Annotated in this window: 14 protein-coding genes; 11 read left to right on the top strand and 3 right to left on the bottom strand. The window is 69.4% G+C overall.

The genetic code is table 11. From position 1 onward, the window contains the following. The first annotated feature begins 327 nt into the window (after positions 1–327). Positions 328–1,080, top strand: coding sequence for an energy transducer TonB (locus tag ASG17_RS04385; protein ID WP_162238770.1), 753 nt, complete (start codon positions 328–330; stop codon positions 1,078–1,080). Here ASG17_RS04385 and ASG17_RS04380 read toward each other — a convergent pair. The 3 genes from ASG17_RS04380 to ASG17_RS04370 form a co-directional block, all read right to left on the bottom strand. Beyond that, positions 1,077–1,637: an HNH endonuclease gene (locus ASG17_RS04380; RefSeq protein ID WP_056099713.1), complete on the bottom strand. Its 561-nt coding sequence runs from the start codon at positions 1,635–1,637 to the stop codon at positions 1,077–1,079. The genes ASG17_RS04385 and ASG17_RS04380 overlap by 4 nt on opposite strands. 134 nt (positions 1,638–1,771) lie before the next feature. After that, positions 1,772–2,434 (bottom strand): trimeric intracellular cation channel family protein, encoded by a 663-nt coding sequence (locus tag ASG17_RS04375; protein WP_056099710.1) that lies wholly within the window; start codon positions 2,432–2,434, stop codon positions 1,772–1,774. Then, positions 2,431–3,099 carry a DNA-3-methyladenine glycosylase gene (locus ASG17_RS04370; protein WP_056099705.1) on the bottom strand — a complete coding sequence of 223 codons (669 nt, stop codon included), beginning with the start codon at positions 3,097–3,099 and terminating at the stop codon, positions 2,431–2,433. The genes ASG17_RS04375 and ASG17_RS04370 overlap by 4 nt, the downstream gene beginning before the upstream one ends. 93 nt (positions 3,100–3,192) lie before the next feature. Between ASG17_RS04370 and ASG17_RS04365 the strand changes: the two genes are divergently transcribed. The 10 genes from ASG17_RS04365 to ftsH all read left to right on the top strand — a co-directional run bounded on the left by ASG17_RS04365 (position 3,193) and on the right by ftsH (position 12,610). After that, positions 3,193–3,657, top strand: coding sequence for a YbgC/FadM family acyl-CoA thioesterase (locus ASG17_RS04365; protein ID WP_056103070.1), 465 nt, complete (start codon positions 3,193–3,195; stop codon positions 3,655–3,657). Positions 3,658–3,686: 29 nt separating this feature from the next. Then, on the top strand, positions 3,687–4,106 hold the full coding sequence (locus tag ASG17_RS04360) for a hypothetical protein (protein WP_056099702.1): 420 nt from the start codon (positions 3,687–3,689) through the stop codon (positions 4,104–4,106). Positions 4,107–4,233: 127 nt separating this feature from the next. Further along, positions 4,234–4,989 (top strand): protein TolQ, encoded by a 756-nt coding sequence (tolQ, locus tag ASG17_RS04355; RefSeq protein WP_056099699.1) that lies wholly within the window; start codon positions 4,234–4,236, stop codon positions 4,987–4,989. Then, positions 4,989–5,453, top strand: coding sequence for an ExbD/TolR family protein (locus ASG17_RS04350; protein ID WP_056099696.1), 465 nt, complete (start codon positions 4,989–4,991; stop codon positions 5,451–5,453). Before tolQ ends, ASG17_RS04350 begins: the two co-directional genes overlap by 1 nt. Positions 5,454–5,456: 3 nt before the next feature. Further along, positions 5,457–6,257 carry a TonB C-terminal domain-containing protein gene (locus ASG17_RS04345; protein WP_056099693.1) on the top strand — a complete coding sequence of 267 codons (801 nt, stop codon included), beginning with the start codon at positions 5,457–5,459 and terminating at the stop codon, positions 6,255–6,257. Between the two features lie 112 nt (positions 6,258–6,369). Further along, positions 6,370–7,737 (top strand): Tol-Pal system beta propeller repeat protein TolB, encoded by a 1,368-nt coding sequence (gene tolB / locus ASG17_RS04340; protein ID WP_056099691.1) that lies wholly within the window; start codon positions 6,370–6,372, stop codon positions 7,735–7,737. A 140-nt stretch (positions 7,738–7,877) separates the two neighbouring features. Continuing rightward, a complete protein-coding gene (pal, locus tag ASG17_RS04335; RefSeq protein WP_056099688.1) occupies positions 7,878–8,426 on the top strand; it encodes a peptidoglycan-associated lipoprotein Pal in 549 nt (182 codons plus the stop codon). A gap of 116 nt (positions 8,427–8,542) precedes the next feature. Next, on the top strand, positions 8,543–9,394 hold the full coding sequence (locus tag ASG17_RS04330; protein WP_156367723.1) for a tol-pal system protein: 852 nt from the start codon (positions 8,543–8,545) through the stop codon (positions 9,392–9,394). Next, entirely contained in the window at positions 9,382–10,686 is a 1,305-nt protein-coding gene (tilS, locus tag ASG17_RS04325; protein WP_235560355.1) for a tRNA lysidine(34) synthetase TilS, read from the top strand. Before ASG17_RS04330 ends, tilS begins: the two co-directional genes overlap by 13 nt. After that, the gene (gene ftsH, locus ASG17_RS04320; RefSeq protein WP_056099687.1) at positions 10,673–12,610 is read left to right on the top strand and encodes an ATP-dependent zinc metalloprotease FtsH; all 1,938 of its coding nucleotides are present in this window, start codon (positions 10,673–10,675) and stop codon (positions 12,608–12,610) included. The genes tilS and ftsH overlap by 14 nt, the downstream gene beginning before the upstream one ends. Positions 12,611–12,665 lie beyond the last annotated feature (55 nt).

The raw sequence follows: 12,665 nt of genomic DNA, 5'->3' as shown, positions 1-12,665 counted from the left end.
TGTCGGTGCGCAATCAGGAAAGGCTGAAACGCCGCGCTGTGAGCCGCCACTTGTCCAGCACGATCGGCGCCTGATCCTCGGATCAAGTCCGAGGATGACGGTGACAGAAAGGCGCTTCGCTTATACCCGCAAATCCGCGCGCCCGTCGGAACCGATCGCACGCCCGGCGATTGATAACGCGCGGCCCCCTGCTTCATGCGGAAGCCGCTAGCAGCGGCCCGGCCCATACGCCCCCCCCCGACAGAACGGTCGGGCCGCTCACACTTTCTCTCGCCAAAGTCGTTTTTCGATGGTCTTTTGCCGACGTTCGTCGGCCGGGGCTTCATCATGATCGTGACCGCCCTTCTGGCGCTGGCCCTGCAGCAGGAAGCCAACTTCACGCCGCCGGACTGGGTGCAGCGTCCCCAGCCCCAATATCCGGACTTCGCCGCCTTCATCCGCGTGGACAGTCGGGTGACGCTCCGCTGTGTCGCGGAAGTCGACGGCACGATGGACCAGTGTGAGGTCGTCGCCGCCTCACCTGACGGCCTCGGTTTCGAACAGCTGGCTCTGGAGTCGATGGCGGGAGCACGGATGCGACCCGCCGTGCTGGATGGCGAGCCGGTGGCGCGGCGAACTCAATTTCGCATCAACTTCCGGATGGCTGACTACGCCGACCGGATGCCGAAACGGACGCCCTACCGCGGGCCGGAGCCGTCCGCTCGCGCCAAGGAGCTGGCCGAGATCATCGCCGCGCAGATGGGCGAGATACCGATGGAGGCCAGCATCACGCCCGTCGGTGGATTGGCTCTGGATCGGATTGAAACGGTGACGCCCTGGCTGCGCGAAGCCCTTCCGTTTCGCCGGATGACCGTAGCCTTCCTGAGCCGATATCTCGACGAGGCGGACCTCGAACGGATCAGGATGGGAGAGCCGCCGTTGGCCCCCGAGCCCACGATCACCGACATGAAGACGCTGCTCAGCGACTTCGTGCCGGAAGACGACCCCACGACCGGCGTGCGTGGCCGCTACTGCGCCATCTACGCCTGCGAAATCTCCGACGCCCCGGCTCCGCCCGCCGCGACGACACCCACGCCCTAAGGCTCCAGCTCGATGTCCCAGTAGAGGTAGTCGAGCCAGCTCTGGTGCAGGTAGTGCGGCGGGAAGCGGCGGCCGGCGTGTTGCAGCTGCCAGGCGCTGGGTCGGTCAGGCCGGCGACGGATCGGCATGGAGGCCTGCTCCGGCGTGCGGCCGCCCTTGCGCAGGTTGCACGGCCCGCAGGCGGCGACGATGTTCTCCCACGTGGTGCGACCGCCCCGGCTGCGCGGGATGACGTGGTCGAATGTCAGCTCGGTGTGGTCGCCGCAATATTGGCAGGTGAAGCCGTCGCGCAGGAAGACGTTGAAGCGCGTAAAGGCCGGCTGGCGGTCCTGATCGATATAGCTCTTCAGCGCGATGACGCTGGGCAGCTGGATCTCGACTGACGGGCTGCGCACGACCTTGTCGTACAGCGACACCACCTCGACCCGCTCCTGATAGACGGCCTTCACCGCCTCTTCCCAGGGCCAGATAGACAGGGGGTAATAGCTGAGGGGCCGGAAATCAGCGTTCAGCACCAGCGCCGGCCAGCCGCTGGGGGGACGGGTCAGGACCTGCATCAGGCCCTCCCGCGAACGCGAAGGGATATGGAGGCGACAGGACTGAAGACGCGTCTCCTTCCCTAGTCAGTGGCTCCAGCCTAGCCCCGATTCGGACGCTTCGCCATGACGACGCGGTGTCGGTTCGGCGACAGTCAGCGGGCCTCTGGCCCGCCCGGAAACGCCGGCAGGCTCCAGCCCCACAACAGCGCCCCGGCGCGCAGGGCGAAGCCGCAGGGCGCGGCCACGAAGGCCGCGGGCCAGGGCTCGACGCTCAACGCGCGCAGGACCACGAAGACGGTCGCGGCCAGAAGCGCGGCGGACACCGTCACCTCGCGCCTCAACAGGATCGACGGCTGGCCGGCCAAAAGGTCGCGAACGATGCCGCCGAAACAGGCGGTTAATGCGCCCATGACGATGCAGATCAGCGGCGGCACGCCAAAGGCCCAGGCCTTGGCCGCGCCCATGACGCCATAGGCGCCCAGGCCGAACCCGTCGAGCCACAGCAACAGCCGAAACCGCCACGGCCTCGGCCCGAGCATCCAGATGGCCAGCGAGGCGGCCAGGCAGACGGCGATGTAGCGCCAGTCCTGCACCCAGAAGACCGGCGCCCCGATCAAGACGTCGCGCAGGGTGCCGCCGCCCACGCCGGTGATGGCGCCGAAGAAGGCGAAGGTGACGAGGTCCTGCTTCTCCCGCGCGGCGGCCAGAGCGCCGGTCGCGGCGAAGACCGCGACGCCCAGGAAGTCCAGGGCGCCCAGAACCGTGACCGGATCGGTCAGGACGCGAGCGGTTTCGGGATCGACCAAGGGGGTCATGCCGCCGCCTGGGTCTCGGCGGCTTCGAGCTGGACGTCGCCGCGCTTCACGCCGCCGTACCAGCCCCACAGCAGATGCGCCGCCACGCTGCGATGCGGGGCCCAGGCTTCGGCGCGGGCGTATGTGGCCTTGGTCGACGGCCGCGCCTCCATCCGATCGGCCCAGCGCAGCGCCTCCTGCAAGGCGATGTCACCGGCGGGGAAGACGTCGGTGCGACCCTCGCAGAACATCAAGAAGGTCTCAGCGGTCCACAGGCCTACGCCCTTGATGGAGACCAGCGCGGCCGTCGCCTCAACGTCGTCCAGTCGCTCGAGATGGTCGAAATCGACGCCGCCCTCGAGCTGGGCGCGGGCGATCTCATGGCCATACCTGGCCTTCTGGATGGACAGGCCGAACCCGCGCAGCGTCTCGATGTCCTTGCCCAGCACCGCGTCGGCGGCCACCGCCCCGTCCAACCCCTCGACCACCCGCTTCCAGATGGCGGCGGCGGCGACGACGGAGACCTGCTGCTCCACGATCATGCGGAACAGACCCTCGAACCCGCCTGTGCGCGCGCGCCATTCGAACGCCGGCGTCTGGGCGTCGGCCCGCGCCAGCGCCGGATCGGCGGCGACCAGCGCAAGACGCGCCTGGGCGATCTGGTCGGGGGTCGGAGGGACGGCCATACGCCAGCCTAGCGCGCGTCGCCCGTCGAACAAGCCGAACGGCCGCGGGAAACGGCTGTTGTCGCCCGCGCCGCTCGGGCCGATATGTCGACGATGAGCGCCACCGACCAACCGACCGCCGGCCGCACCGAGGGCCTCGATCACCTGCTGCCGGTGCGGGTCTATTACGAGGACACGGACTTCACTGGTCTGGTCTATCACGGCAGCTACGTGCGTTTCTTCGAGCGCGGGCGCAGCGACTTCCTGCGCGTGATCGGGGTCGGCCACTGGGATCTTGCCGCGGATCCCGAGCCGGCCGCCTTCGCCCTGTCCAGCCTGGACCTGAAGTACCTCAAGCCCGCACGGATCGATGAGGCCCTGATCGTGCGGACCCGCTTCACGGGCGCGAAGGGCGCGCGCCTCATGATCCGCCAGTCGGTCGAGCGGGACGGCGAAGTGCTGTGCACCGCCGAAGTGGTCGCCGTCTTCATCCACATGGACGGCCGCCCCCGCCGGCCCAGTCGCGACATGCAGGCCAAGACGACGCCGTGGCTGGCGTCGGGCGCCACCGCCGGTTAGATTCATCGCCTCACCGGAGGGGAAAGCCGATGTCCGACCGTCAGTCCTGGAGCATCCTGGGCGTTCTGTGCCTGCTGGCTCTGATCCTGTTCGGCGGCGGCCTGGTCGGCTGCCCCTATTATAAGGTTTGGGAGCGCAAGATGGCCGGCCAGGCCGAGCTGCAATACCAGCAGGGCGCGCGCCAGGCGCTGATCGCCCAGGCGGCGGCTGAGGACGAGGCATCGATCAAGCGGGCCGAGGCGGCGACGCGGCGGGTGCGCGGCTGGGCCGATGCGGCGCGTCAGGGTTGCGCCGACCTGGGCCGCCCGAACGACCAGGCCTGCCAGGACGCCCTGCTGCGCGACGCGGCGACCTATTCGATCGCCAAGGAGGGCCACGAGGGCGTGATCGTCAGCGTGGGCGCCCCGGCGACCGTCGCGGTCCAGCCGTCGACCAACCGATCCGAATAGCCTTGGCGGGCGAAGCCGGGTGACGTCGCCGCGCCGCCCGGCTAAGTTTCGCTGCATCGCCACACAAAGGTCGTCTGCGCCCGCTGAATAGGGGCTTTCGCGACCTCTCGCCTTTCGGAGCGCCCGAATGACCGTTGCCGCCGACGCCTCCATGATGAACCCCGTCACCCTGTTCATGACCGCCGACTGGGTCGTGAAGGCGGTGATGATCGGGCTGGCGGCGGCGTCGCTGTGGTCGTGGACGATCATCATCGACAAGGCTTTCCGTTTCGCCGCCTTGAACAAGCAGGCCAACCAGTTCGAGGGCGCCATCGCCTCGGGCAGGACGCTGGAGGATCTGGCGCAACAGGCCGGCTCGGCGCCGACCCACGCCCTGCCCCGGATGCTGGTGCTGGCCATGACCGACTGGCGCGAAGCGCGGTCGCGCGGGTCGCTGAACGAGCATCAGGGCGGGCTGCTGATGACCCGGATCGACCGGTCGCTGGACAGCCTGATCGCGCGTGAAGGCCAGCGGATCGAGAACGGCCTGGGCGTGCTGTCGGTGGTGGCCACAGCCTCGCCCTTTATCGGCCTGTTCGGCACGGTCTGGGGCATCATGAACGCCTTCGGCCGCATCGCCGAGGCGGGCAACACCAACCTGACGACCGTGGCCCCGGCCATCGCCGAGGCCCTGTTCGCCACCGCCATCGGCCTGGCCGCCGCCATCCCGGCCTACATCGCCTACAACAAGTTCTCGATCGACGCGGGCAAGTTCACCGGCCGTCTGGAGAGCTTCGCCGACGACCTGCAGGCCTCGGTCGCGCGCCGTCTGGGCACGCCCGGCTCGGCCCCGCCCGCGCCCCCGCCGCCGACCAGCGACTTCAGCCTGCGCCGGGGGATCTGATGGCCCTGGGCGGTGGAGGCGGCGGTGGTGGCCGCGGGCGCAGAGGCGGTCGCCGCAAGGGCCCGCTGACCGAGATCAACGTCACGCCGCTGGTGGACGTCATGCTGGTGCTGCTGATCATCTTCATGATCTCGGCGCCGCTGCTGACGGTAGGCGTGCCGGTCGAATTGCCCAAGACCGAGGCCAGTGCGGTCGAGATGAAGAATGAGCCGATCTCGATCTCGATCGACCGGCGCGGCGACATCTATCTGGATCAGGACAACGTCGCCTTCGACGCCCTGGCCCAGCGCGTGACAGAGGCGGCCGGCGGCGGTCCCGACGCTACGGAACGCCCGGTGTTCGTGCGCGCCGACGGCCAGGCCCCCTATCAGGCGGTGGCGCGGGTGATGGCGCGACTGTCGGCCAACGGCTTCACCAAGATGAACCTGATCACTGACACGGCTCCCGACGAGGCGGGCGGCTAGATCTTGCGTCGCCCCAGCCCCGCCATTCTGGGATCCATCGCCCTGCACGCCGGGGTGGTCGCGCTCGCCTTCGTGTCCTGGCCGCGCACCGAACCCAAGCCGCTGCCGTCCTCAGTGCCGGTGTCGATCGTTTCGGACCAGATCGTCGAGGCAGGACCGGCGGACAATCCCCAGCCCGAGCCCAGCCCGGACAACGCCGCCACCGCGCCGGCGACCCCCGATCCGACGCCGCCGCAGCCCACCCCGCCGACGCCGCCCGCGCCGACGCCGCCCAAGCCTGTGCCGACGCCCACGCCGCGCCCGGTTCCGCCCCGGCCGCAGCCGCCGCGTCCGACGCCGCCCCGCCCGACCCCGCCTCGGCCCAGCCCGCCCCGTCCCCAGCCGGCCCCACCGCGTCAGGAGCCGACGCTGGACCTGGACGCCCTGGCCGGCCCGCGCCGCCCGGGCACGACCCAGGGCCGCCCCGCCGCCGGACAACAGGGTCGCGGAACCGCGCCCCAGGCCATCGGCCGCGCCAGCTTGCAGGCGCTCGCCGCTCAGATCAGGCCGAACTGGAACATCAACTGCGAGCTACCGGGCGCCGACAATTTGACCATCGGAGTTCGCGTGCGATTGGCCGCAGATGGGCGGATTGTCGGCTCACCCCAACTGACCCAGACGCGGTCGGACCCCACCTGGCGCGCCTCGGCGGACAGTATGATGCGGGCATTGAGAGCGACCGCCCCCTTCGACATGCCCGCAGGCTATGACGAACAGGAAGTGGCGTTCTCTTTCCGCACGGCAACCATGTGCACGGGCCGGTAAGGGCGGTCCATACAGGAACGATCCGTAAAGTCGCCGCATTCACCGTGAAGCTGATCTTTACCGTCGGCCACTGCCAATAGGCCCTCCCAGACACCCGATCCGGAGATTCTCGATGCGTCTCGCCGCCCTGCTGGCTCTCGCCGTCGCCACCGCACCACTGGCGTCGCAAGCCCAGACGACGACCGCCGCGCCGCCAAACGGTGGTGGACAAGAAGTCATCGTCGATCAGGGTGTTCTAAGCGCCCTGCAGATCGCCGTCGCTCCGTTCAGCGGCCAGAACGGCGACGCCCTGTCCGGCGTGATCCGCTCCGACCTGCGCCGCTCGGGTTTCTTCGAACCGCTGGATCCGGCGCGCTTCACCGAGACAGGGATGACGGTGGCCAACGCGCCGAACTTCCCGCAGTGGACCGGCATCGGCGCCCAGGCGCTGCTGTACGGCTCGGTCACGCCGCGGCCCGACGGCCGCAACGACGTCGGCTTCCGCCTCTATGACCCGTACCGCCAGTGCGAGCTGGTCAGCTATCAGTTCACCGCCACGCCAGAACAATGGCGCCGGATCGCGCACAAGATCGCGGACGTCGTCTATGCGCGGATGACGGGCGAGAGCGGCTTCTTCGACACCCGCGTGCTGTACGTCGCCGAGAGCGGCACCCAGCTGAACCGCCTCAGCCGCTTGGCCATCGTCGATTCCGACGGCGACAGCCCGGTCTATCTGACCCAGGGCGAAGAGGTGATCATGTCGCCGCGCTTCGCCGCCAACAGCCCGGACGAGATCGTCTATGTGGCGCTGGGCAAGGATTACAGCCGCATCTACCTGTACAATCTGTCGACCGGCCGGCGCGAAAGCCTGGGCGAGTTCGACGGCCAGGTGCTGGCGCCGCGTTTCTCGAACGACGGGTCCAAGGTAGCCTTCTCCATCATCCGGCGCGGCAACACCGACGTCTATACGATGGACCTGCGCACACGTGACCTGCGCCGCCTGACCAGCGATCCCGGCATCGACACCTCGCCGTCGTTCAGCCCGGACGGCTCGCGCATCGTGTTCAACTCCGACCGCTCGGGCAATCCGCGTCTGTACGTGATGAACGCCGACGGCTCGGGCCAGCGGCCGATTTCGCGCGGCGGCGGCCTTTATACTAACCCGGTGTGGAGCCCGCGCGGCGACCTGATCGCCTTCGTCAAACAGGGCGGCGGCCGGTTCAGCATCGGCGTCATGAACGCCGACGGCTCGGGCGAGCGCGCGCTGTCGTCCAGCTATTTCGAGGAAGGTCCGTCGTGGGCTCCGAATGGCCGCTACGTTATGTTCGCGCGGCGCTCGCCGGGCGGGGACACTCGCTTGTGGACCGTGGATCTGTCGGGCCGCGTCATCTCGCAGGCCGGCTACTTCGGCGGCGGCGAGGATCCGGCGTGGTCGCCCCTGCTGGACGCGCCCGCCATCGACATCGGCCCCTCGCGCGGGCCGGACGCCTGCCCCGCCTGAGGCCGGTTCCCGGCAGCGCGGGAGCCAACCGGCTCAACAGTGCGTTATCGCCGATAGCCAAGCCCGGTCCACGCCGGTAGCAGTTTCGAACAGCCAAGCTTGAGGCCGCCGTCCTCAATGATGTCAAAGGAGACGACCCAATGACCCTGAACAAGACAACCATCGCCCGCCTGGGCGCCGTCAGCCTCGCCGTCATCGCCATGGCCGCCTGCACCAAGAAGCCGCCTGTCGATGTGACCCCGGCCGGCCCCTCGACCCCCGCCTATCCGACCGCCCCGACCGGACCGGTCACCGGCGGCCAGATGGGCGCCGCCGTCCCGGGCTCGGAGCAGGACTTCGTCGTCAACATCGGCGACCGTGTCTACTTCGACCTGGACAGCTACGAAGTGCGCTCCGAAGCCTTCCCGCGCCTGGACGCTCAGGCGCAGTGGCTGCAGCGCTACCCGGGCGTGACCGTCCGGATCGAGGGTAACGCCGACGAACGCGGCACCCGCGAATACAACCTGGCCCTGGGCGCGCGCCGCGCCGAGGCCGTGCGGACCTATCTGGTCAACCGCGGCATCCCCGCCGGCCGGATCGACACCATCAGCTTCGGCAAGGAGCGGCCGATCGCCGCCGGTTCGAACGAGGACGCCTTCGCGCGCAACCGCAACGCCCACACCGCCATCGTCTCGGGCGCGGTGCGCTAACAGCGCAGTGAACGCATGAGTTGGGCCGGCGGGACGAAGGTTCCGCCGGCCTTCTCTTGACCCGTTGTCAGGCTTCACGCCTTGCCGTCGCCGCAAAACGGTGGAACCGTCCGACCATGATGCCGAAGCTTCCTTCCCTCCGCTCGCGCGCCGTTCTGTCGACGGCCGTCGGCCTGACCCTGATCGCCGGCGCCGTGGCGGCCCAGACCGCTACGCAGCTGCCGCCGGACGCCATTCAGTGGGACAAGCGCCGCCTGGATCAGCTGGATCGCAACGTCCGCCGGCTGGAGCGCGCGGTGACGCAGCGCAACGCCGCCGGCCAGCCCGTGCTGGTCGAGCCGGACCCCGAGGTTGTCGCCCTGCAAGGCAGCGTCTCGGACCTGACGCGGCGCCTGGGAGACTTGGAAGACAGCCTGCAGCGGATGAACGGCGACCTCGAACGTTCGACCTTCGAGCTTGAAGAGGCCAACCGCGACAACGCGGCCCTGCGCGCCCGCATCACCGACACCGACAACCGCATCGCCGCGCTGGAGCGCGCCAACGAGCTGAATGCGCCGATCACGGCGGACAGCGCCACGAACAGCGCCACCGGCGATCTGGCCGCCGCCATCGAACTGGTAAAGAGCGACCCAGCCCGCGCCGATCGCGCCTTCCAGACCGTGGCCGTCACCTGGCCCGACACCAACGAGGCGCGCGAAGCCAACTCCCGCCTGGGCGATTTGCGGGTAGCGCAGAACGACCGCGCCGGCGCCGTCGCGGCCTACGCCGCCGCCCTGCAGGGCTGGCCGCGCATCACCTGGGCCGGCGAGACGACGCTGAAGCTGGCCGAGAACCTAGTCGCCACGGATCGCAAGACCCAGGCCTGCGGCGCGCTGGGCGAGTTCAATCGTCGGTATGCCGAGGCGGCGGCGCCGAACCTGCGCACACGCGCCGGGGCGATCCGCACCCGCGCCGAGTGCGCGGCCTGATCGAGGCGGTCTTCGCGCGGCTCGACGCGCGGCTTGAGACGGATGTCGAACGTCCCGTCGCCATCGCTCTGTCAGGCGGCGGCGATTCCCTCGCCTTGCTGGATCTGGCGACGACCTGGGCCGAGGCGCGCGGCCGTCGCCTGATCGTCTTGACCGTCGACCACGGCCTGTCGCCCCAGAGCGGCGACTGGACCGACTTCGCCGCCGAGGCCGCTGGGCGCGCCGGCGCCCCTTTCCGCGCCCTGTCCTGGACGGGCGACAAACCCCTGACCGGCCTGCCCGCCGCCGCCCGCGCCGCCCGGCACAGATTGTTGGCGCAGGCGGCCCGTCAGGCCGGCGCTCACGTCATCCTGCTGGGCCACACCGCTGACGACATCGCGGAGGCCGACTGGATGCGGGCGCGCGGTTCGACGCTGGGCCGCTTGGCCGAATGGGGCCCAAGCCCGGTCTGGCCGGAGGGACGCAGCCTGGCGCTGTTGAGGCCTCTGCTGGGCGTATCGCGCGCAGCCTTGCGGGATCATCTGACGACGCGCGGCCTCCCGTGGATCGATGACCCGGCCAATGACGATCTCCGCTTCGCCCGGGCCCGCGCAAGGCAGTCGCTGGCTGGGACGATCGCGCCGCTCGCCGGGACGACCCCGCTCATTCCAGCCGAGATGACCGTGGACGCATTCGGAGTGATCCGGGGCTCGCGTCGCCTCGGCCTGCGTGACCTGGCGTTGGCCGTCGTCTGCGCGGCGGGGGGCGAGCGGCCGCCGCGTGGCCGCGCGCTGGCGTCCTTGTCCGACCGACTGGCGGCGCCGGGCGATGTGGTCGCCGTGCTGGGCGGTGCGCGGATCGAGGCGACGGGTGATGATCTGACCGTGTATCGCGAGGCTGGGGAGTTCGCCCGCCGCCCGCCCGGCCTGATCGACGGCGTCTGGGACGGGCGGTTTGAACTCAATCCACCGAAAGGCTTCAGCGTCGCGCCGGCCGCAGGCGTCCTGTCGCGGCTGTCGGACGCCGACAGGGCCCGGCTGGCGGCCCTGCCGGCCGGCGTACGCCCGACCATGCCCGTCCTGATCCGGAACGAAAGCGGCGCCCCGATTCTTGCAGGAGAACGGATGGGTCTTCGCGCCCTCGTCGCCGACCGCCTGGCGCTCGCTCAGGGCCGGTTGTCGCAGGAGAGCGCTCTGGCCCGTCCGTCCGATGGCGGAACGCCGCATGAAGGCCTATCTTGGCGGGGACTAGACACACGGCGGGCGCCGGACGGCCCCGACCGGGAGATCGAGAGACGGAATGAACCTGCGTAACCTTGCCCTTGGCGGCGTCGCCATCCTGGCCGTTCTGGTCGTCTGGGCGGCCTTCGCCCAGAACGGCGGCTCGCCCGTCATGCCCGGCGCGGCGGCCGGAGCGCCCACCGGCCGTCCCCAGCCCGTGACCTATTCCCAGCTGGTCCAGCAGACCGCCGCCGGCGAGATCAAGTCGGTGGTCGTGCGCGGCGAACAGGTCGAGGGCGTCTACAAGAACAACACCCGCTTCACGGCCACCACGCCCTATCCCAACTCCGAGCTGATCGCCTCGATGATGCAGAACGGGGTCAGCGTCGACGCCAAGTCCACCCGCCAGCCGTGGTGGATGGGCCTGCTCGGCCTGCTGCTGCCGATCGTGGTGATCGTGGCCTTATGGCTGTTCGTTATGCGCCAGATGCAGGGCGGCGCGCGCGGGGCGATGGGCTTCGGCAAGTCCAAGGCCAAGCTGCTGACCGAGCACAAGGGCCGCAAGATGTTTGAGGACGTCGCCGGCGTGGACGAGGCCAAGGAAGAACTGCAGGAGGTCGTCGACTTCCTGAAGGATCCCGGCAAGTTCCAGAAGCTGGGCGGCAAGATCCCCAAGGGCGCCCTGTTGGTCGGCCCTCCCGGCACCGGCAAGACGCTGCTGGCCCGGGCCGTGGCGGGCGAGGCGGGCGTGCCCTTCTTCTCCATCTCGGGCTCCGACTTCGTGGAGATGTTCGTGGGCGTCGGCGCCAGCCGCGTGCGCGACATGTTCGAACAGGCCAAGAAGAACGCGCCCTGCATCATCTTCATCGACGAGATCGACGCCGTCGGTCGCCATCGCGGGGCCGGTCTGGGCGGCGGCAATGACGAGCGCGAACAGACGCTGAACCAGCTGCTGGTCGAGATGGACGGCTTTGAATCCAACGAAGGCATCATCCTGATCGCCGCGACCAACCGTCCCGACGTCCTGGACCCCGCCCTGCTGCGTCCCGGCCGTTTCGACCGTCAGGTCGTGGTGCCGAACCCCGATGTGAACGGCCGCGAAAAGATCCTGCGCGTCCACATGAAGGACGTGCCTCTGGCCAGCGACGTCAACACCAAGACCATCGCCCGCGGCACGCCGGGCTTCTCGGGCGCCGACCTGGCCAATCTGGTCAACGAAGCCGCCCTGATGGCGGCCCGCAAGGATCGCCGCATGGTGACCCACCGCGACTTCGAGGACGCCAAGGACAAGGTCATGATGGGCGCCGAGCGCAAGTCGATGGCCATGAACGAGGAAGAGAAGCGCCTGACCGCCTATCACGAGGGCGGTCACGCCATCGTCGCCATCAACGTCAAGATGGCGGACCCGGTGCACAAGGCGACGATCGTTCCGCGCGGCCAGGCCCTGGGCATGGTCATGCAGCTGCCGGAAGGCGACCGCTATTCCATGAAGTACCAGCAGATGGTCGATCGCATCGCCATCATGGCCGGCGGCCGCGTGGCCGAGGAGATCATCTTCGGCAAGGAGAACATCACGTCGGGCGCCAGTTCGGACATCCAGCAGGCCACGAAGCTGGCGCGGCGCATGGTCACGCAGTGGGGCTTTTCGGAAGTGCTGGGCACCGTGGCCTACGGCGAGAACGAGCAGGAGGTCTTCCTGGGCCACTCGGTCGCGCGCAGCCAGAACATCTCCGAAGAAACCGCGCGCACCATCGACAGCGAGGTCAAGCGCCTGGTCACCGCAGGATGGGACGAGGCGCGCCAGATCCTGACCGACAAGGCCGGCGACCTGGAGACCCTGGCCCAGGCGCTGCTGGAGTACGAGACCCTGTCGGGGCAGGAGATCAAGGATCTGCTGGAGAAGGGCCTCGCCCCGAACCGCGACGAGAACAACTTCCCCAACGCCGGCCCCTCGGTCTCGGTGCCGATCACGCCCGTGTCGGACGGCACGACGGTGGAGCAGCCGACGGTTCACTGACCGAACCGCAGACCGGAAACGACAAGGGCGGCGTCCACGCGGACGCCGCCCTTTT

Origin of the sequence: Brevundimonas sp. Leaf363 (assembly GCF_001424025.1) — a bacterium.
GTDB lineage: Bacteria > Pseudomonadota > Alphaproteobacteria > Caulobacterales > Caulobacteraceae > Brevundimonas.
The sequence above is the reverse complement of the archived record's forward strand: the minus strand, read 5'-3'. Positions and strand labels throughout refer to the sequence as shown.

Excerpts from the sequence above, each read along its gene's own strand:
- ASG17_RS04350 (WP_056099696.1), top strand. The coding sequence starts at position 4,989 with ATGGCCCTGGGCGGTGGAGGCGGCGGTGGTGGCCGCGGGCGCAGAGGC.
- ASG17_RS04360 (WP_056099702.1), top strand. The coding sequence starts at position 3,687 with ATGTCCGACCGTCAGTCCTGGAGCATCCTGGGCGTTCTGTGCCTGCTG.
- ftsH (WP_056099687.1), top strand. The coding sequence starts at position 10,673 with ATGAACCTGCGTAACCTTGCCCTTGGCGGCGTCGCCATCCTGGCCGTT.
- ASG17_RS04375 (WP_056099710.1), bottom strand. The coding sequence starts at position 2,434 with ATGACCCCCTTGGTCGATCCCGAAACCGCTCGCGTCCTGACCGATCCG.
- ASG17_RS04385 (WP_162238770.1), top strand. The coding sequence starts at position 328 with ATGATCGTGACCGCCCTTCTGGCGCTGGCCCTGCAGCAGGAAGCCAAC.
- ASG17_RS04380 (WP_056099713.1), bottom strand. The coding sequence starts at position 1,637 with ATGCAGGTCCTGACCCGTCCCCCCAGCGGCTGGCCGGCGCTGGTGCTG.
- ASG17_RS04330 (WP_156367723.1), top strand. The coding sequence starts at position 8,543 with ATGATGCCGAAGCTTCCTTCCCTCCGCTCGCGCGCCGTTCTGTCGACG.
- ASG17_RS04365 (WP_056103070.1), top strand. The coding sequence starts at position 3,193 with ATGAGCGCCACCGACCAACCGACCGCCGGCCGCACCGAGGGCCTCGAT.
- pal (WP_056099688.1), top strand. The coding sequence starts at position 7,878 with ATGACCCTGAACAAGACAACCATCGCCCGCCTGGGCGCCGTCAGCCTC.
- tolQ (WP_056099699.1), top strand. The coding sequence starts at position 4,234 with ATGACCGTTGCCGCCGACGCCTCCATGATGAACCCCGTCACCCTGTTC.
- tolB (WP_056099691.1), top strand. The coding sequence starts at position 6,370 with ATGCGTCTCGCCGCCCTGCTGGCTCTCGCCGTCGCCACCGCACCACTG.
- ASG17_RS04370 (WP_056099705.1), bottom strand. The coding sequence starts at position 3,099 with ATGGCCGTCCCTCCGACCCCCGACCAGATCGCCCAGGCGCGTCTTGCG.